Source organism: Enterobacter sp. 50793107, assembly GCF_001463365.1.
Lineage (GTDB): Bacteria > Pseudomonadota > Gammaproteobacteria > Enterobacterales > Enterobacteriaceae > Enterobacter > Enterobacter cloacae.
Window position 1 is genome coordinate 22,828 of the sequence record NZ_LNII01000161.1, and the last position, 17,688, is coordinate 40,515.

The 17,688-nt window shown below is 56.5% G+C and carries 19 protein-coding genes; 5 read left to right on the forward strand and 14 right to left on the reverse strand.

Going from position 1 to position 17,688, the window contains the following annotated elements; translation table 11 throughout:
* Positions 1-141: 141 nt before the first annotated feature.
* Together dnaG and rpsU are read right to left on the reverse strand one after the other, a co-directional pair.
* A complete protein-coding gene (gene dnaG, locus APU11_RS22455; RefSeq protein WP_014833324.1) occupies positions 142-1,887 on the reverse strand; it encodes a DNA primase in 1,746 nt (581 codons plus the stop codon).
* A gap of 116 nt (positions 1,888-2,003) precedes the next feature.
* Positions 2,004-2,219 carry a 30S ribosomal protein S21 gene (gene rpsU, locus APU11_RS22460; protein ID WP_001144069.1) on the reverse strand — a complete coding sequence of 72 codons (216 nt, stop codon included), beginning with the start codon at positions 2,217-2,219 and terminating at the stop codon, positions 2,004-2,006.
* Positions 2,220-2,455: 236 nt separating this feature from the next.
* Between rpsU and tsaD the strand changes: the two genes are divergently transcribed.
* The gene (gene tsaD / locus APU11_RS22465; protein ID WP_013098775.1) at positions 2,456-3,469 is read left to right on the forward strand and encodes a tRNA (adenosine(37)-N6)-threonylcarbamoyltransferase complex transferase subunit TsaD; all 1,014 of its coding nucleotides are present in this window, start codon (positions 2,456-2,458) and stop codon (positions 3,467-3,469) included.
* Between the two features lie 31 nt (positions 3,470-3,500).
* Here the strand turns inward: tsaD and APU11_RS22470 are convergent, their stop codons facing one another.
* Positions 3,501-4,181 carry a response regulator transcription factor gene (locus tag APU11_RS22470; RefSeq protein WP_029883055.1) on the reverse strand — a complete coding sequence of 227 codons (681 nt, stop codon included), beginning with the start codon at positions 4,179-4,181 and terminating at the stop codon, positions 3,501-3,503.
* Positions 4,182-4,529: 348 nt separating this feature from the next.
* Here APU11_RS22470 and APU11_RS22475 point away from each other — a divergent pair, with 348 nt between their 5' ends.
* Complete coding sequence (locus tag APU11_RS22475) at positions 4,530-6,524, forward strand: serine protease (RefSeq protein ID WP_058651372.1); 1,995 nt, start codon at positions 4,530-4,532, stop codon at positions 6,522-6,524.
* Positions 6,525-6,557: 33 nt separating this feature from the next.
* Here the strand turns inward: APU11_RS22475 and ureG are convergent, their stop codons facing one another.
* The 9 genes from ureG to plsY all read right to left on the reverse strand — a co-directional run bounded on the left by ureG (position 6,558) and on the right by plsY (position 12,806).
* Positions 6,558-7,175, reverse strand: a complete 618-nt coding sequence (gene ureG / locus APU11_RS22480; RefSeq protein ID WP_013098772.1) for an urease accessory protein UreG — start codon at positions 7,173-7,175, stop codon at positions 6,558-6,560.
* 9 nt (positions 7,176-7,184) lie between these two features.
* A complete protein-coding gene (locus tag APU11_RS22485) occupies positions 7,185-7,859 on the reverse strand; it encodes an urease accessory protein UreF (protein ID WP_013098771.1) in 675 nt (224 codons plus the stop codon).
* Positions 7,859-8,398 carry a HupE/UreJ family protein gene (locus tag APU11_RS22490; RefSeq protein ID WP_058651371.1) on the reverse strand — a complete coding sequence of 180 codons (540 nt, stop codon included), beginning with the start codon at positions 8,396-8,398 and terminating at the stop codon, positions 7,859-7,861. The genes APU11_RS22485 and APU11_RS22490 overlap by 1 nt, the downstream gene beginning before the upstream one ends.
* A 9-nt stretch (positions 8,399-8,407) precedes the next feature.
* On the reverse strand, positions 8,408-8,872 hold the full coding sequence (gene ureE, locus APU11_RS22495; RefSeq protein ID WP_058651370.1) for an urease accessory protein UreE: 465 nt from the start codon (positions 8,870-8,872) through the stop codon (positions 8,408-8,410).
* Between the two features lie 9 nt (positions 8,873-8,881).
* Entirely contained in the window at positions 8,882-10,585 is a 1,704-nt protein-coding gene (gene ureC, locus APU11_RS22500) for an urease subunit alpha (RefSeq protein WP_058651369.1), read from the reverse strand.
* Positions 10,578-10,892, reverse strand: a complete 315-nt coding sequence (locus tag APU11_RS22505) for an urease subunit beta (RefSeq protein ID WP_040021813.1) — start codon at positions 10,890-10,892, stop codon at positions 10,578-10,580. Before APU11_RS22505 ends, ureC begins: the two co-directional genes overlap by 8 nt.
* Before the next feature lie 10 nt (positions 10,893-10,902).
* The gene (locus tag APU11_RS22510; RefSeq protein ID WP_003862556.1) at positions 10,903-11,205 is read right to left on the reverse strand and encodes an urease subunit gamma; all 303 of its coding nucleotides are present in this window, start codon (positions 11,203-11,205) and stop codon (positions 10,903-10,905) included.
* A gap of 10 nt (positions 11,206-11,215) precedes the next feature.
* Positions 11,216-12,043, reverse strand: coding sequence for an urease accessory protein UreD (locus APU11_RS22515; protein ID WP_058651368.1), 828 nt, complete (start codon positions 12,041-12,043; stop codon positions 11,216-11,218).
* A 148-nt stretch (positions 12,044-12,191) separates the two neighbouring features.
* Positions 12,192-12,806 (reverse strand): glycerol-3-phosphate 1-O-acyltransferase PlsY, encoded by a 615-nt coding sequence (gene plsY / locus APU11_RS22520; RefSeq protein WP_014833311.1) that lies wholly within the window; start codon positions 12,804-12,806, stop codon positions 12,192-12,194.
* Positions 12,807-12,913: 107 nt separating this feature from the next.
* On the opposite strand from plsY, the gene folB reads away from it, so the two are divergent.
* A complete protein-coding gene (gene folB / locus APU11_RS22525) occupies positions 12,914-13,282 on the forward strand; it encodes a bifunctional dihydroneopterin aldolase/7,8-dihydroneopterin epimerase (protein WP_013098764.1) in 369 nt (122 codons plus the stop codon).
* Between the two features lie 106 nt (positions 13,283-13,388).
* Positions 13,389-14,210 (forward strand): undecaprenyl-diphosphate phosphatase, encoded by an 822-nt coding sequence (gene bacA, locus APU11_RS22530; RefSeq protein WP_014833310.1) that lies wholly within the window; start codon positions 13,389-13,391, stop codon positions 14,208-14,210.
* Between the two features lie 10 nt (positions 14,211-14,220).
* On the opposite strand, the gene APU11_RS22535 is transcribed toward bacA, so the two are convergent.
* Both APU11_RS22535 and APU11_RS22540 read right to left on the reverse strand, forming a co-directional pair.
* Positions 14,221-15,462, reverse strand: coding sequence for a multifunctional CCA addition/repair protein (locus tag APU11_RS22535; protein WP_023620520.1), 1,242 nt, complete (start codon positions 15,460-15,462; stop codon positions 14,221-14,223).
* A gap of 61 nt (positions 15,463-15,523) precedes the next feature.
* The gene (locus tag APU11_RS22540) at positions 15,524-16,144 is read right to left on the reverse strand and encodes a TIGR04211 family SH3 domain-containing protein (RefSeq protein WP_013098761.1); all 621 of its coding nucleotides are present in this window, start codon (positions 16,142-16,144) and stop codon (positions 15,524-15,526) included.
* A gap of 238 nt (positions 16,145-16,382) precedes the next feature.
* Between APU11_RS22540 and APU11_RS22545 the strand changes: the two genes are divergently transcribed.
* Positions 16,383-17,684, forward strand: a complete 1,302-nt coding sequence (locus APU11_RS22545; RefSeq protein ID WP_013098760.1) for an inorganic triphosphatase — start codon at positions 16,383-16,385, stop codon at positions 17,682-17,684.
* Positions 17,685-17,688 lie beyond the last annotated feature (4 nt).

Here is a 17,688-nt window from a genome sequence, read left to right on the forward strand (position 1 = left end):
TTTGATTGGTGTCGGCGATGGTTTGCCAACCTTTAAAGCGAGGGCGTACTTATATTTTTGCCGCTGCCTCTCAGTGCGGCTGCCGGGGGCTTCCCGATCGATATTCGGCACTTAAGCCGTTAAATACTTTTGTCTTTTTGCTTATTTCTTCGCCAGTTCCTGGTTTATCATCCAGAGCTCCCGGCGTTCTTCGCTGCTCAAACCGTGTGTGCGCTCGCGAGCAATCAACTCTTCCTGGCGCAGCTCGAGCATCGAATCAAACATATGGTTGAGTGAGTCGGTGAACGTTTTTTCTGCAATGTCCTTATCTGCTATATCGTCCCACATCGACAATTTTTCAAGGGTAGCGGCCTCTTTTGTGCCGCGATAATGTTCTAAAAGTTGTCCGGTGGTCAGACCTGGCTGAGACAAACATGTGTTGACCAGTTCTGAAAATAAGCCAAGTCCGGGCAATTTTTCGTGGTTCAAACCCGCCAGCGATGGCACTTGCGGCGCAAGTTCGGGGTTTTGGACCAGTAACCCTATCAGTATACGCATGGTTGTGCGTTTTAGCTGAGGCGCGGGGCGAACCGTGCCGTTTTCAGCCTGTTTTGGCATTAAACGTTCAAGCTGGCTGTCATCCAGAATGCCGAGCTTGTTGCCTAACTCCTGACGCAGATAGATGCGCAGCGTTTCGCCGGGCACCTGGCTGATTAACGGCAGCGCCAGCGTGCTGAGCTGCGCGCGCCCGTCAGGGGTACTTAAATCAACCTGCGGCATCAGGCTGTTAAACAAGAACGTGGAGAGCGGCTGAGCCTGCTCCATCCGCGCTTCAAACGCCGCTTTGCCCTCTTTACGCACCAGCGTATCCGGGTCTTCACCGTCGGGCAGGAACATAAAGCGTAACTGCCGCCCGTCGGTCATATAAGGTAGCGCAGTTTCCAGCGCACGCCAGGCGGCATCGCGCCCTGCGCGGTCACCGTCGTAGCAGCAGATGACGTTGTTGGTCACCCGAAACAGCAGCTGAATATGATCGGCCGTGGTGGATGTGCCCAACGAGGCTACTGCGTAATTGATGTCATACTGCGCCAGCGCAACGACATCCATATACCCTTCGACGACGAGAAGGCGCGGAGGTTCCGCATTTGCCTGCTGCGCCTCATAAAGGCCGTAAAGCTGGCGGCCCTTATGGAAAATGTCGGTTTCCGGGGAGTTGAGGTACTTGGGCAGGGCATCACCCAACACGCGCCCACCAAACCCAATCACCCGGCCACGCTTGTCGCGGATCGGGAACATCACCCGTTCGCGGAAGCGGTCGTAGCTTCGTCCCTGGTCGTTGGTGACCAGCATGCCTGCGTCGATCAACGATTTACGATCTTCGCTATTGCCGCCAAAACGCTTTAACACGTTGTCCCAGCCGGGCGGGGCGTAACCAATAGCGAAACGCGCAATAACATCGTCGCTCAGTCCGCGCTTGTTCAGATACTGACGCGCAGGCTCAGCCGCAGAGTGCTTAAGAGACTGTTGGTAAAACGAATTCAGGCCATCCATCAGTTGATACAGCGTTTGACGCTGATGGCGCTCTATCTGGCTTGGTCCACTGCCCGCTTCATACGGCACTTCAAGGTTGTGCATCGCCGCCAGCTCTTCGACGGTTTCAACGAACTCGAGCTTGTCGTAGTTCATTAAAAAATCGACGGCATTACCGTGTGCGCCACAGCCGAAGCAATGGTAAAACTGCTTTTCACCGTTGACGGTGAAGGAGGGGGTTTTTTCGTTATGGAAAGGACAGCACGCATGGTAGTTCTTGCCCTGCTTTTTCAGCTTTACCCGCGCGTCGATAAGATCGACGATGTCGGTTCTTGCCAGCAGGTCATTGATGAAAACGCGTGGGATTCGTCCGGCCATATGCCCCAAAAGTTTTTAGCAACTCATAAACGAAAACAAGCCGCGCATTCCTTCCGGAAGCACGGCCTTACGACTATTACTCTGTCTGTCAATTGAGGACTGTCGCCCTCAACGGATTAGTACAGACGAGTACGGCGTGCGTTTTCGCGAGCCAGTTTCTTCGCGTGACGTTTCACTGCAGAAGCTTTAGCGCGCTTACGTTCAGTCGTTGGTTTTTCATAGAACTCACGACGACGAACTTCAGCCAGAACACCTGCTTTCTCGCATGAACGTTTGAAGCGACGCAGTGCTACGTCGAACGGCTCGTTTTCACGTACTTTAATTACCGGCATGTAACTCTCACCTTTGATAAATTCGGTTTGCCGCTGGCATCAACGCCAGCTTATTTCAAAATGGTGCGGAATTTTACTGCAAATGCTGCTGCTTTGTAAAGCACCGACGCGTTTTTGAAAGGGACTTTTATAAGGGGGAAGAGTATACACGAGCGGATGTCCTGGGGCGAACAAAGTTTTACATCAACCCGCCCAGGCTCTACACTGCGCGGTACTGAAACGAGGTAAAACAAGTCATGCGTGTACTGGGTATTGAAACATCCTGCGATGAAACCGGCATCGCCATTTACGACGACGAAAAAGGGCTTCTTGCCAACCAACTGTATAGTCAGGTGAAATTGCATGCTGACTACGGCGGCGTCGTGCCTGAACTGGCCTCTCGTGACCACGTACGTAAAACGGTTCCCCTGATTCAGGCGGCACTGAAAGAGGCCGGCTTGAACTCAACTGATATTGATGCCGTCGCCTACACGGCAGGCCCGGGTCTGGTCGGCGCGCTGCTGGTCGGTGCGACGGTGGGCCGTTCCCTGGCCTTCGCGTGGGATGTTCCGGCCATTCCGGTTCACCATATGGAAGGGCATCTTCTGGCACCGATGCTGGAAGAGAATCCGCCCGAATTCCCGTTTGTGGCGCTGCTGGTCTCTGGCGGCCATACCCAGCTGATTAGCGTGACGGGTATTGGCAAGTATGAGCTGCTGGGCGAGTCGATTGATGACGCCGCCGGAGAAGCCTTCGACAAAACCGCTAAGCTGCTGGGTCTGGATTACCCGGGCGGCCCGATGCTCTCGAAAATGGCGTCGCAGGGCACGGAAGGGCGTTTTGTCTTCCCGCGTCCAATGACCGACCGTCCGGGGCTGGATTTCAGCTTCTCCGGCCTGAAAACCTTTGCCGCCAATACCATCCGCAATAACGATGACAGCGAGCAGACCCGTGCGGACATCGCTCGCGCATTCGAAGATGCGGTGGTCGATACGCTGATGATCAAGTGTAAACGCGCGCTGGATCAGACCGGCTTTAAGCGCCTGGTGATGGCGGGTGGCGTCAGCGCTAACCGTACGCTGCGTGCGAAGCTGGCGGAGATGATGCAAAAGCGTCGCGGGGAAGTGTTTTATGCGCGCCCGGAATTCTGTACCGATAACGGGGCGATGATCGCCTACGCCGGGATGGTGCGCCTGAACGCTGGCGCAACGGCGGATCTGAGCGTCTCTGTACGCCCACGCTGGCCGCTGGCGGAGCTGCCGGAAGCTTGACCGACGCTCCCGTCTTAGCGGCGGGAGACGTTTACATCCCGATCTCAAACATCTGGTTCTTGATGATCAAAGAGTAAAGCTGGCAGTCGTTTTGTACGTCCAGCTTTTCCATCGCCCGGACCTTATGTGCGCTGACCGTTTTGATGCTTAAATGCATAAACTGTGCAATCTCCTTCAAATTTAACCCCTTACATATCAGGCGTAGCACGTCAATTTCCCGCGGAGAGAGTTTCTCCACGTCCGTCTTTTCATGACGGAAAAGCATATTCACCAGCTGGTTTTCGATATAAATCTCGCCTTTCAGGACCGTGGTAATCGCCTGGCTTAAGGTTTTCTCGTTGATATCACGTGATAAGTACGCTCTGACTCCTTCCTTTAGCGCCTGACGGATAAGCGTGGCGTTTGCATAAGGCGAGAGCAGGATAATATTAAGCGCAGGATAGGTCTGTTTAAGCCATCTCAAGAGCTTCAGCCCGTCCATTCCCCCGAGCGGAGGGCGGCTGAGGCTGGTTGTCAGCGAATAGCCAAGAATAGCGATATCCGGATTATGCTGGCCAAGAAGCGACTGAAGTTCAGCGGAGGCCGCTGCCTCACCGATCAGAACGCACCTCTGATCCATGCCAACGGCGGGTAACGAGAGGGACTGCATCATGGAGGATAAGCCGCGTCGAATTAACGAGGATTCTTCAGCGATAACGATTTTAATGTCCATAATGATGCGTCGTATTAACCCTTTCATGAAATGGCGGGGCCAACGGCGGTTGGAGCACCTCGCAAGATATAATGTTATTAAAATTCATTTTGCGGTAAAGTCGCAGCAGCAACGAGAATATTTTTAACGCCGACGGCTCTTGATTATTTCATAATGATTAAGCTTTACGTTTTTTGTATCTAAGTGTATCGTTGCATTGCGAAATATAAATTTACGCAGTATGGAATTTTCTTAATTATTTAGAGAAAACTCTGTTCATCAGAGTAGGCCACTCTTATTCTTCGCGGTCCGTGTGTCAGTGATACTGAAAAAGGAAAAATTTCAATTCACACAGGAACCGTGATTATCATGAAAAAAAGCGCTTTATCTCTTTTTATTTGTGCAGCAATTTCATTCTCTGCTGCGGCTGAAACTCTGGTGCAAAATGAATTTGCACAGGATAATGCCACCTACACCGCAATTGTGCTCAAGCTAAAACCGACGACAGGTCTGTTAAAAGCCACAAACAATAAAATTACCTTGAGCGACGCTTCCCTGACAACAACAAATATGTTCCGTCCGACCAACTTGCGTAGTTCTACTCAATCCTCTGAATTGACGGAGCTTAATAAACGCTATGGTTTTGACCGTTATCTGCGCATTGAGTTACCGAAAGATAAAAGTCAGGATAAAACATATATTAACCATATTATCACCGAGCTTGAACAAAATCAGAACGTAGAGTTTGTGTACCCGGAAGCCGAGCCGGTATCGCTGGATGACACGGCCCTTACGCCACAGTTAAAGTCCTCACTGAATGATAATTTAACGTCTGCTGCCGTTCCGGATTTCCGCAATAAGCAGGATTATCTCAAAGCACCGGATGTTAAGCGCACCGGTTATTATATGGGGGGCGTCAACCGTGACAGTGTTGATCGCTATGCAGGCAGTGCGGGTGAAGGGGTAACGATTATTTCGGCGGAGATTGATGCCTGGAATACCAGCCATGCCAACTTACCGCCGATGAGCCTCAGCTCTGGCAAGACGACGTATGTTGCAAGCCATGATCACGACACCGCTTCAGTGGGGATTATGGCGGCGAAAGATATGGGCACCGGTATTCGCGGTTTAGCCTGGAAAAGCCGGATGGGGTATGCGGCCTCCGCGAGTAATAACCTCTATAATTTAATCCCCCAGCTAAAAGCGGGTGATGTGGTGCAGATCGGGATACAAGTTGCGGGGGGTTATCCATCGGGTTGTCAGAAGGATTGCTGGGTCGCAATGGAATCCCAGACCGCCTATTACGATATTATTAAGGCGCTGACCGACAAAGGTGTTCACGTTATTGAGGCAGCAGGTAACGGGAATATCAATATGGACAGCCCAGGGTTCCGGGGGGAGTATGACGTGAATGTCCGGGACTCCGGGGCTATTCTGGCGGGTGCGTTTTGTGCGAAAGACGGTAAAAAAGCGTCGTTCAGCTCCTATGGCTCGCGCATTACCAGTTCTGCCTGGGGCTGCTGGGATGTGGTGACCACCGGTTATGGCGATCTGTATAAAAACGCTGGCGTTAACGATTCCTATACCGCGACTTTTGCCGGAACCTCTTCCGCGAACCCGATTATTGCGGGTGTGGTAGCAAGCCTGTCAGGCATCGCCAAAGCCAACGGTATTACCGTGACACCGCGTCAGATGCGTCAGATTCTGGCGGAGACCGGTACGCCGCTGGCGAACGGGGATTCGGCAAAAGTGGGGACACAGCCTGACATGGAGCGCGCGGTAGCCCGTATTATGGCGCTGAAAGACGGTAACACCCCTGTCGCTCCGGCCCCAACCGCTGCGGCAGGCGCGGATTACACCATGGTCTCCCCGACCACGGGCGTGAGCACCTACCCGCTGGATGGCAGCAAGAGCCTGAATGCCAAATCCTATAACTGGAGCGTGACAAAAGGGGCGGAAACTTTCTCGCTGGAGGCGAACCTGAACGGCACGCTGGTGAAGAGCGTGGATAGCGCGCATGCCTATGCCGTTATTCCTGCCAACAGCGAAGGAGAAGCGGTCTTCACGCTGACCACAACCGGCGCGGATGGCCGGACCGCGACGGACAGCATGACCATTAAGGTCACTAAGCCGGCGGTACCCGCGAAAGACGACACCCCGGAAAAAGATGACACGCCGGTAAAACCTGCCGCACCGGCCTATAACGCCAAAATCGCTTACCCGACCAAATGCACCAAAGTCTCTTACAACGGTAAAATTTGGTTCAACCAGTGGTATGTCAACCCGGGTCAGGAAACCCCGGGAACCGGCGGCCAGTGGGGCGCGTGGCGCGAGCAGGGTTCTTCCAGTAACAGCTGTAAATAACCCTCACGGCCTGGCATTGCGCCAGGCCTTTTTTCAGATCCGCAGCATCCCTTTCTCTTCCAGAAACGCAATAATCGTTGCCAGACCGTCACCCGCTTTCAGGTTGGTAAAGGTCCACGGACGCTCGCCGCGCATGCGGTTAGTGTCGCGCGCCATCACCTCCAGCGAGGCACCCACGTACGGCGCGAGATCGGTTTTGTTGATCACCAGAAAATCGGATTTGGTGATCCCCGGCCCGCCCTTGCGCGGGATCTTCTCCCCTTCGGCGACGTCGATAACGTAGATCGTCAGATCCGCCAGCTCCGGGCTGAAGGTGGCGCTCAGGTTATCGCCGCCGCTTTCGACGAAGATCAGATCCAGATTGCCGAACTTCTCGCTGAGCGCTTCCACTGCGGCCAGGTTCATCGAGGCATCTTCGCGAATGGCGGTGTGCGGACAGCCGCCCGTCTCTACGCCCACAATGCGCTCCGGCTCAAGCGCGCCCGCTTCGGTCAGAATGCGTTGATCCTCTTTGGTGTAGATATCGTTCGTCACTACCGCCAGATGATACGTGTCGCGCATCGCCTTGCAGAGCGCTTCCAGCAGCGCGGTTTTGCCCGAACCGACCGGGCCGCCCACGCCAACGCGCAGGGGATGTTTGTAATCAGCCATGTTGCATCCTCAGGAACGGAATAACCGTGAATATTGTGTTTCGTGGCGGGCAGAGGCGATGGCGGAAAGCGGCGTCGCCGCGCCCAGTGCCTCATCGTCACGTAAAAATGCCTGTTCAAACCCGGCGGCAAAATGGTCGCTGAGTTCAATAATCAGCTGTTGTGCGGCCTGTTGCCCAAACGGTACCAGCTTGACGCCAGCCATTACCGCGCTCTCAATCCAGCTGTAGCCCAGACTCAGGGCCAGCTCGTGCGCGCTAATACCCCAACGCACGCCAAGCCACGCCATGCCGCTGAGCTGGCTTTGCATAAACAGCGGCTGCCAGAGGGGCGGGCAGTCCGGCTCCCAGCTTTTGATGAGCCGCGTAAAGGCGGCGCCGCGATTGCGTTCTTCTTCCCGCAGTTCACGGGTTTCCCGGCAGGCGAGCAGGTATGACGTCCAGCGTTTTGCTGCCGCCAGATCGCCCTCTTCACAGGCCCGGTAGAGCCGGGCAAATAGCGGCAGGTCGACGCAGAAAAAGCTCTGCTCCATCTGCAGGGTTTGCCAGTTTTTGAACGCCTCTGCGTCGGTAACCCAGCCTGTCTCGACGGCCCACTCCAGCCCCTGCGACCAGGTAAACGACCCGACCGGCAGGCTGCTACTGGAGAGCTGCATCAGACGCAGCCGTTGGCGGGCGAGTTCCATCAGCTCATCAGCGCCAGCAGGGCAGAGACGATAAGCCCACCGCCAAAGGTTTTACGCAGTCCGTCGTGACGGCGCAGCAGTAACCCGGCGGCGAAGCTGGCGCACAGCACCGTGGAGCTGGCCAGCATAAAGCCGCTGGTGAAGAGCCAGAAGCTGTGGCCGGACATCTCCACCCCGTGCGCCCAGCCGTGGAACATCGCCAGGGCAGGCACCGCCAGCAACAGACGATTTTCAGTTTTAAACATCATCACGCCGCAGACGCCCAGCGAGGCGATAATCAGCATCTCCATGCCGCTAAAGCCGCCGAGCAGGCTGCCCGCAATGGCACCGACAAGCATCATCCCGAGGGTGGCAAAAGGCAGCAGCAGCTTGCGGCCGCTCAGCGCGGAGAGCACGCCCGCACCGGCGAGCATCAGCAGGTGATCAAGTCCGGTCAGCGGGTGGAAAAAACCAGCATGGAAGCTGTCGGCACCGTGTCCCGGATGTGCCAGTGCAGGCAGGGAAAAGGCCAGCAGTAACAGGGGTAAATACTTACGCATGATTAATCCTTAATGTGAATGAGCGTGAGAGTGGCTATGGCTGTGGGCCTCGCTGGTGTAGGCCCCCGCTTCAGGTTCAAACGGCAGGCTGGCGAAGGTGACCGCCAGCCCAAACTGGCGCAGCATGTCGTCGAGGACGTGATCGTGGTGATAGCGCAACTCGCCGGGCATGATTTGCAGCGGCACGTGGCGGTTGCCCAGGTGATAGCAGGCGCGGGCGAGGAGGAACGGATCGTCGCAGCGCACCACGGAGACGGACTCCGGGGCGGCAATCACTTCGATGACTTCGCTGCCGTCTTCGTTACAGAGCAGGTCGCCGCCGCGCAACAGTACACCGCGCGGCAGCATGAGCCCGGCTTCGCGGCCGTCGTTCAGCGCCACGCGGGCGCGGCTTTTCACCCGCACGTCAATCGGCAGCGTGACGCTGGCGGTAATCGGATGCGCATGGTCCAGGCGTTGGGTTAAATAGATCATCATCACTCCTCAAAACAGAAAATAGCGTTGCGCCATCGGCAGAACGTCAGCCGGTTCGCTGGTTATCAGTTCGCCGTCGACGCGCACTTCATAGGTTTGCGAATCGACGGTGATATTTGGCTGCAGGCCGTTGTGGATCATGTCGGCCTTTTTCACCGTGCGGCAGCCTTTGACCACCGCCGTGGCGCTCTGCAGGTTGAGCTGTTGCGCTATCCCCTGCGCGGCCGCAGCCTGCGAGACAAACGTCAGCCGGGTGGCGTGACGTGCGGCACCCAGTGCGCCAAACATCGGACGATAATGGACCGGTTGCGGCGTGGGAATCGAGGCGTTGATATCGCCCATCGGAGCGCAGGCGATCATCCCACCCTTGACGATGGTGGCGGGTTTCACGCCAAAGAACGCCGGGGACCAGACCACTAAATCCGCCAGCTTGCCCGCTTCGATGGAGCCCACTTCATGGGCGATACCGTGCGTCAGCGCCGGGTTAATGGTGTATTTGGCGATGTAGCGCTTCACGCGAAAGTTGTCGTTATCGCCAGTCTCTTCCGGCAGTGCGCCGCGCTGCACCTTCATGCGGTGCGCCACCTGCCAGGTGCGGAGAATCACTTCGCCCACGCGGCCCATCGCCTGGGAATCAGAGGAGGTCAGCGAGAATGCGCCGATATCGTGCAGCACATCTTCCGCAGCGATGGTTTCCCGGCGAATACGCGATTCGGCAAAAGCCACATCCTCGGCGATATCCGGGTCGAGGTGATGGCAGACCATCAGCATATCGAGATGTTCATCGATGGTATTGACCGTATAGGGCAGGGTCGGGTTGGTGGAGGAGGGCAGAATATTCGGGTGCGCACAGGCGGTAATAATATCCGGCGCGTGGCCGCCACCGGCCCCTTCCGTGTGGAAGGTATGGATGGTGCGCCCGCCGATGGCCGCCAGCGTGTCTTCGACGAAACCGGATTCGTTCAGCGTGTCGCTGTGCAGCGCCACCTGAATATCCATCTCTTCCGCCACTTCCAGCGAGCAGTTGATGGCCGCAGGCGTCGCGCCCCAGTCTTCGTGGATCTTAAGCCCGATGGCCCCGGCGGCTATCTGCTCGCGCAGGGCATCCGGGTTAGAACCGTTGCCTTTACCCAGCAGGCCGATATTCACTGGCAGGGTATCGGCAGCCTGCAGCATGCGGGCGATATACCACGGCCCCGGCGTGCAGGTGGTGGCGTTGGTCCCTGCCGCGGGACCTGTACCGCCGCCGATCATCGTCGTGACGCCGGAAACCAGCGCCTCTTCGGCCTGCTGTGGGCAGATCCAGTGGATATGAGTGTCGATCCCGCCAGCGGTGACGATCTTTCCTTCGGCGGCGATCGCTTCCGTGGCGGCACCGATCGGGATCGTCACCCCGGGCTGAATGTCCGGGTTACCGGCTTTGCCAACGGCAAAGATCCGCCCGTTCTTCACGCCGATATCCGCTTTCACGATCCCCCAGTGATCGACAATCAACGCGTTAGTCAGCACCAGATCCACGCAGTCATCCGCGGTCATCTGCCCCTGGCCCATACCGTCGCGGATCACTTTCCCGCCGCCGAATTTGACCTCTTCGCCGTAGACGGTGAGATCGTTTTCGACTTCGATCCACAGCTCGCTGTCGGCTAAACGCACTTTATCGCCGGTGGTGGGGCCGAACATATCGGCATAAGCCTGGCGCGAAATCTCAGCCATTTTTCACTTCTCCCATCACGTCACCCCGGAAACCGAAAATGCGCTGCGCCCCGGTGACCTTCACCAGCGTCACTTCGCGCTTCTGGCCGGGTTCGAACCGCACCGCGGTGCCTGCCGGGATATTCAGTCGAAAGCCCCGGGTGGCTTCCCGGTCAAATTTCAGCGCCGGATTCACCTCGTAAAAGTGATAGTGCGACCCTACCTGGATAGGTCGGTCGCCGTGGTTTTCGACGATGATATGCCGGGTTTCTCGCCCGACGTTGAGGGCAATATTGCCGGACTGGATCTGGTATTCGCCTGGGATCATCACGCGCTCCTTACACGATCGGGTTATGCACGGTGACGAGTTTTGACCCGTCCGGGAAGGTGGCTTCCACCTGAATATCCGGGATCATCTCCGGTACGCCTTCCATCACCTGATCACGCGTCAGGACGTGACGGCCCGCTTCCATCAGCGAGGCGACGGTTTCGCCATCGCGCGCGCCTTCCATAATGAAGGCGCTGATCAGCGCGACCGATTCCGGGTAATTGAGCTTTACCCCGCGCGCAAGGCGGCGTTCGGCAACCAGCGCGGCGGTGAACAGCAACAGCTTGTCTTTTTCTCTGGGGGTCAGTTCCATAACGTTTCTCTTATGTCTGCCAGATACGCGGCGAACAGGCGGTTTTGGTGGTGAGAAGCGGGCGAAGCGACTGCCAGATATCGCGCATCACCCGCTGGCAAATCAGGTTGTCATGGGAGAGAAAACGCACCGACAGCAGATCGTCAGTGAGCGTCGCCCCGGCAAAGGTATTCAGTGGTGCGAGCAGCTCACGCGCCGTGTCGAGGTGCGTGTCTCCGGCCGGATAGAACAGCAGCGTGCCGAGCCACGGCTGCCCGGCAACAGGGGTAAGATCGCCGTCGCTGATATGCTGACGCTCAATCAGACGTGGCTCGTCATCCACCCAGACCTCAAGGCGGCTCTCCAGCGTGCCGTGGCTGAAGGTCTCGCCGATCACCGGGCGACCCAGACAGTACAGCTCCCACGCCAGCAGTGTGCTGGAGGCCTTCAGGTGGAAGACGGAGCGCAGCGCGGCATTGGCGCCGGGAAAGATAATGGTGTCCTGCGGCAGCCACTCCAGCGTGGACGCCTCATTGAGATAAAAGTGCTGGTTAAGGCGGGCCTGTGGGCCGCTGCTGCGATAGAACTTACTGGCGCCGGGCATGGTGATAAGCGCGTGGCTATTGGCGTCCAGACTTACGGTAATATCCAGCCTGTCACCACCCACCACACCGCCCGGCGGGTGCAGCAGATAAAGGTGGCAGGTTTCCCCTTCGGGGTAGAACGGACGCTGTACCGTGAGCGGCCCGACGTGGTGCGCGGCATGGAGGAGGGTTTTCTCAGGCGTGTGGCAAAACCGCAGGTCAAGCGAGGCCTGCCAGCCTTTGTACGAACTATCAGTGACCTGAGTTGCTAACATGGTGCTTCCATTCGCGCGCCCGGGAGATACGTTTCAGTATGCCCTGGCGGAAATGAAGGCTGTCATATGAGTCGCTTATGGATAAGACTTTGTCGTTCCCGGCGCGCGCAGGCGCGGCGCTGCCGGGATAAATGAGGGGCGCTGCGCTTTATTCAGGATCTTTTTTCTTTCGCTTGAGCTTCGTCCAGATTTTGGTCTCCTGACGTCGCCACAGACGCTGAATATTATCGTGATGACGCAGCAGGATAAGGCAGGAGAGCATCGACACCGGGAAGGTGAACTGGGGTTTAAACCACCAGACATAGAATGGGGCGATCAGCGCGCTGACGATGGCGCCCAGCGACGAATAGCCGCTCAGAAGAATAGTCAGCAGCCAGGTGCCTGCCATTACGCCGGTGAGATCCCAGCCGATGGGCGCGATGGCACCAAAGGCCGTCGCGACGCCTTTGCCACCTTTAAAACCGAAGAATACGGGCCAGATGTGGCCGACACAGGCGGCAATGGCAATAAGCCCCAGCCAGAACGGGGTCACGCCCAGCGCATACGCGCCCCAGACGGGTAACATCCCTTTCAGAACGTCAAAAATCAAAACCGCTACGGCTGCTCCCTTGCCGCCAATTCGTAGTACATTGGTCGCTCCCGGATTCCCGGAGCCACTTTCGCGCGGGTCAGGTAACCCGGCAATGCGGCAGACCAGAATGGCGCTGGAGATTGAGCCGCAAAGGTAGGCGAGGAGAATCATTCCAGGCGCGATTGCACTCATAACGCTGTTCCGTTTTGAAAATGTATCTGTATTCTCAGCATCTGTGGATAATACGCATAATTCACCGGAAGTGGTATCCGGTTTAGCCAAAAAGCAGGCAGGTCGTGATGGATATTGTATTTATAGAGCAACTTTCGGTAATCACCACTATTGGTGTTTACGACTGGGAACAGACCATCGAGCAGAAGCTGGTGTTCGATATCGAAATGGGCTGGGATAACCGCAAGTCGGCAAAAAGTGACGACGTGAATGACTGTCTGAGCTATGCCGACATCAGTGAAACAGTCATCGCCCACGTTGAAGGGCAGCGTTTTGCGCTGGTGGAGCGCGTGGCAGAAGAGGTGGCAGAGTTACTGCTGACCAAATTCAACTCGCCGTGGGTGCGCATTAAGCTGAGTAAGCCGGGCGCGGTGGCGCGTGCCGCCAATGTGGGGGTCATCATCGAGCGTGGCACAAATCTGAAAGGAAAGATTTAACGTCATAATAGCTAAACCATTTTAGGTTATATCGGTCTTAAAGCTGTATCTTTCACGGTAGCTGTTGGGGCGACCGTTTTTTTTATATTTTTTTAGGGGTTTATAGATGAGCGATATGCACTCGCTGCTGGTGGCGGCAATTCTGGGTGTGGTCGAAGGATTGACGGAGTTTTTGCCGGTTTCCAGTACGGGCCATATGATTATTGTTGGCCACCTGCTGGGTTTTGAAGGCGATACCGCAAAGACGTTCGAGGTGGTCATTCAGTTGGGGTCCATTCTGGCTGTGGTCGTGATGTTCTGGCGTCGTCTGTTTGGGCTGATCGGCATCCACTTCGGGCGTTTGCCACAGCGTGAAGGAGAGAGCAAGGGCCGCCTGACGCTGATTCATATCCTGCTCGGGATGATCCCGGCTGTGGTGCTGGGGCTGGTTTTCCACGACACCATCAAATCGCTGTTTAACCCGATTAACGTGATGTACGCGCTGGTGGTCGGTGGTTTCCTGCTGATTGCGGCGGAAGTGCTGAAGCCAAAAACGCCGCGCGCAGAAGGTCTGGACGATATGACGTATCGCCAGGCCTTTATCATTGGCTGCTTCCAGTGTCTGGCGCTGTGGCCGGGCTTCTCCCGTTCAGGAGCAACGATTTCCGGCGGGATGCTGATGGGTGTAAGCCGTTACGCGGCATCTGAGTTCTCGTTCCTGCTGGCGGTGCCGATGATGATGGGCGCCACCGCGCTGGACCTCTACAAAAGCATTGGTTTTCTCACCACGGGCGATATTCCGATGTTCGCCGTGGGCTTTATCACCGCCTTTATCGTGGCGCTGATTGCCATTAAAACCTTCCTGCAACTGATTAAGCGTATCTCGTTTATCCCGTTCGCGATCTACCGCTTTATCGTCGCGGCTGCGGTTTACGTGGTCTTCTTCTGACCGACTGCCCTCAGTCTTTTGGCTGAGGGCAATGCTTTTCCTTCCACTCTGATACCGCCTGAATCCGCCGTTTCGTCAGCTCTTCGCGAATTTCCGGGCCTTTAAATCCTGCTTCGACGACCTCTTTGGTTGGCACGGCTTTGGCCACCTCCCACGCGGCGCGCAGCAAACGCCCCTGCGGATAGTCGCACGCTTCGAACCCGGTGCGCCCGCGCACGTCAGCCTCGCTGGTGAGCGCGATCTGCTCGACGCGCTGGGGTTTACGCCAGGCGTCGATGTTATCGAACAGCTTAACGATGGTGGCCGGTTTCAGGATCGGGAAGGTGTGGATAAGGTCGTGGAATTCAGCCACCAGTTTCGCCAGATCGCGGATCTCGTTCGGCACCCGCAGGCGCTGGCACAGCCCCTCGACCAGCTTCACCCCAGCCGGGCCGTGCCCGTGGTGACGAGGCCAGAACTCTTTTGGCGTTAAGCCTTTGCCGAGATCGTGGCACAGCGTTGAGAAGCGCACGTCCACCTCCGGGCTGAGCATGGCCGCCATACTGAGCGTCATCAGGGTGTGCACACCAGTGTCGATTTCCGGGTGCCATTTCGCCGGGGCGGGTACACCAAACAACGCGTCTATCTCCGGGAACAGCACCTTCAGGGCGCCGCAGTCGCGCAGCACCTGGAAAAAGACCTGTGGATTGCGGGTGGTGAGGGCGTTCTCCGTCTCTTTCCAGACGCGTTCTGGCGTCAGGTGTTCAAGCTCACCCGCCTCGGTCATGGCGGTCATCAGCGCCATCGTCTCATCGGCAATACGGAAACTGAGATGGGCGTAACGTGCGGCAAAGCGCGCCACGCGCAGCACCCGGAGCGGATCTTCCGAAAACGCCGGGGAGATGTGACGTAAAAGACGGTTGCGCAGATCGTCCTGGCCGCCATAAGCATCAACGATCTGGCCGTTCTCGTCCTGCGCCAGCGCGTTGATGGTGAGATCGCGACGCAGGAGATCCTGCTCCAGCGTGACGTCGGGCGCGGCATAGCAAGTGAAGCCAGTATAGCCGGAACCGGATTTACGCTCCGTACGCGCCAGGGCGTACTCTTCCCGGCTTTGCGGATGGAGGAACACGGGAAAATCGCGGCCTACCTGCTGGTAGCCCGCGTTAAGCATCTCTTCGGGGGTGGCGCCTACCACCACCCAGTCTTTATCTTTGACCGGCAGACCTAACAACGCATCACGTACCGCACCACCGACCAGATAACTCTTCACGCCCTACACTCCCGTTTTCTCTTTTGGCAAGATAATACGTAAGTCTGGCAGAGAAGACGAATTAGTTCATCCAGCGGTCTTTACGTTTACGGCTTGGGATCAGGTGTGGCAGAACAAGACCCAGCACCAGGCCGACGCCCAACACGCCACCGCCATACATAAACCACTGCATGATGATGGTGCGCTGTTTGTCATCGAGCTGCAGATTAGCGGCATTCACCTTCTTCTGCGCCACAATCAGCTCATTTTTCAGTTTCTGGTTCTCTTCTTTCAGACCGTTAATCACGCTGTCGCTCTGCGCGACTTTCTGCTGCATTTCAGCGGTGCGCTGGTTCCAGGTACCGTCAATGTTGTTCAGCTTGTCGGTGAGGGTTTTCACCTGGTTTTCCAGATCCGGCACGCGGGTGCGCAGGCTTGGCACGGTACTCAGCTCTTTCAGGGGGATCCAGGAGGTACGGCCGGAACTGTCGCGAACCTGACCATAATTGGTCTCGGTGTTGGTCTGTAACAGGGTGACTTCCTCGCCGGCATTTACCGTACCCACGAGGCGATAATTATCTCCGGGGCCGCTACGTACCCAGGTGTTCAGTTCGTCAGAAACGTAACGCTTTTCTTCAGCGTGGACCGCAGTCGCGGCGCTAAAAGCGAGTAAAGTAAGTCCAATCAGGCGTAATTTAAGCATATCAGTCGTTATTTTCATAAATAGTGGAACGATAGTAGTGGCATCAGTGTCTCTACGCAAAGGATTCGTCATCAATCAGAATCATCTGTGTCCCGATCGCCGCCGCTGCAAACTTTTTACGCCCGTCAAATTGGTCATTGCGTGGCAATTTGGCGCAAAATACTATGTACTGACAAACAAATGGCGAGGAAGTTCGCCTTCATCGACGCGTCTGTGACGCACGCAAAAGTACAAGGCTATGGCACAAGAGATCGAATTAAAGTTTATCGTCGAAAAAGACAGCGTTGACGCGCTCCGCCAGCATCTGCAAACGCTGTCCGGCGAACACCATGAACCCGTACAGCTGCTCAATATCTATTACGAAACGCCGGACAACTGGCTGCGTCGTCATGATATGGGCTTGCGCATCCGCGGCGCGAACGGGCGCTACGAGATGACGATGAAAATCGCCGGTCGCGTTGTGGGCGGTTTGCATCAGCGCCCCGAATACAATATCGACATCAATCAGCCAGAACTTGAGCTGGAACGTTTTCCGGCAGAAGTGTGGCCAAATGGCGAATTGCCATCCACCCTGGCAGCTGAGGTGCAGCCGCTGTTCAGCACCGATTTCTGGCGCGAGAAATGGCTGGTAACGGAAGGCAAAAGCCGCATTGAAATCGCCCTTGATTTGGGCGAGGTGAAAGCGGGGGAATACCAGGAGCCAATTTGCGAACTGGAGCTTGAACTGCTGGAAGGCGAGACGAACGATGTGCTGAAGCTGGCGCGTAAGCTAGTGAGTCAGTCAGGCTTGCGTCAGGGCAGCCTCAGCAAAGCCGCCCGCGGATATCATCTGGCCGCCGGGAATGCGCCACGGGCGCTGAAAGAGACCCCTGTGTTACGCGTAGCCCCAAAAGCCAGCGTTGAGCAGGGCATGGAGGCGGCTCTGGAGCTGGCGCTTTCGCAGTGGCAGTACCACGAAGAGCTCTGGGTGCGTAATGTGAAAAACGCAAAAGCCCACGTCCTGGCCGCCATCGGTCTGGTTCGTCATACTCTGATGCTGTTTGGCGGCATCGTGCCTCGCAAAGCAAGTGCTCACTTACGCGATCTGCTGACGCAAACTGAAACGCTGATGCTCTCTGATGTGTCTGCGCAAACGGCGATCTACAGCCCGCAAACCGCGGCCGCCAAACTGGCGCTGACCGAGTTTCTGGTGACGCGCGGCTGGCGCACTTTCCTGGACGCGAAAGCCCAGACAAAAATCGCAGAAAACTTTAAACGTTTCGCGGATATCCACCTCTCCCGCCATGCCGCAGAGCTGAAAACCACCTTTGCTTATCCGCTGGGTGACCAGTACGGCGACCAGCTGATCCGTCTGACGCGCAACATCGACTGCATGCTACTGCTGTCGGGTGCCTATGATGACGTCAAAACGCAGGCGTGGCTGGAAAACTGGCAGGGGCTGAAACATGCCATCGAAACCCGTCAGCATATTGAGATTGAGCATTTCCGCAACGAGGCCATTTCGCAGGAGCCATTCTGGCTGCACAGCGGAAAACGTTAATTCT

Bases quoted from the DNA above. Each gene is read 5' to 3' on its own strand.
- tsaD (WP_013098775.1), top strand. From the start codon at position 2,456: ATGCGTGTACTGGGTATTGAAACATCCTGCGATGAAACCGGCATCGCC.
- APU11_RS22475 (WP_058651372.1), top strand. From the start codon at position 4,530: ATGAAAAAAAGCGCTTTATCTCTTTTTATTTGTGCAGCAATTTCATTC.
- APU11_RS22505 (WP_040021813.1), bottom strand. From the start codon at position 10,892: ATGATCCCAGGCGAATACCAGATCCAGTCCGGCAATATTGCCCTCAAC.
- plsY (WP_014833311.1), bottom strand. From the start codon at position 12,806: ATGAGTGCAATCGCGCCTGGAATGATTCTCCTCGCCTACCTTTGCGGC.
- APU11_RS22470 (WP_029883055.1), bottom strand. From the start codon at position 4,181: ATGGACATTAAAATCGTTATCGCTGAAGAATCCTCGTTAATTCGACGC.
- ureC (WP_058651369.1), bottom strand. From the start codon at position 10,585: ATGGCTGAGATTTCGCGCCAGGCTTATGCCGATATGTTCGGCCCCACC.
- rpsU (WP_001144069.1), bottom strand. From the start codon at position 2,219: ATGCCGGTAATTAAAGTACGTGAAAACGAGCCGTTCGACGTAGCACTG.
- APU11_RS22490 (WP_058651371.1), bottom strand. From the start codon at position 8,398: ATGCGTAAGTATTTACCCCTGTTACTGCTGGCCTTTTCCCTGCCTGCA.
- bacA (WP_014833310.1), top strand. From the start codon at position 13,389: ATGAGCGATATGCACTCGCTGCTGGTGGCGGCAATTCTGGGTGTGGTC.
- APU11_RS22485 (WP_013098771.1), bottom strand. From the start codon at position 7,859: ATGGAACTCGCCCGCCAACGGCTGCGTCTGATGCAGCTCTCCAGTAGC.
- APU11_RS22515 (WP_058651368.1), bottom strand. From the start codon at position 12,043: ATGTTAGCAACTCAGGTCACTGATAGTTCGTACAAAGGCTGGCAGGCC.
- APU11_RS22545 (WP_013098760.1), top strand. From the start codon at position 16,383: ATGGCACAAGAGATCGAATTAAAGTTTATCGTCGAAAAAGACAGCGTT.
- dnaG (WP_014833324.1), bottom strand. From the start codon at position 1,887: ATGGCCGGACGAATCCCACGCGTTTTCATCAATGACCTGCTGGCAAGA.
- ureE (WP_058651370.1), bottom strand. From the start codon at position 8,872: ATGATCTATTTAACCCAACGCCTGGACCATGCGCATCCGATTACCGCC.
- APU11_RS22510 (WP_003862556.1), bottom strand. From the start codon at position 11,205: ATGGAACTGACCCCCAGAGAAAAAGACAAGCTGTTGCTGTTCACCGCC.
- folB (WP_013098764.1), top strand. From the start codon at position 12,914: ATGGATATTGTATTTATAGAGCAACTTTCGGTAATCACCACTATTGGT.
- ureG (WP_013098772.1), bottom strand. From the start codon at position 7,175: ATGGCTGATTACAAACATCCCCTGCGCGTTGGCGTGGGCGGCCCGGTC.
- APU11_RS22540 (WP_013098761.1), bottom strand. From the start codon at position 16,144: ATGCTTAAATTACGCCTGATTGGACTTACTTTACTCGCTTTTAGCGCC.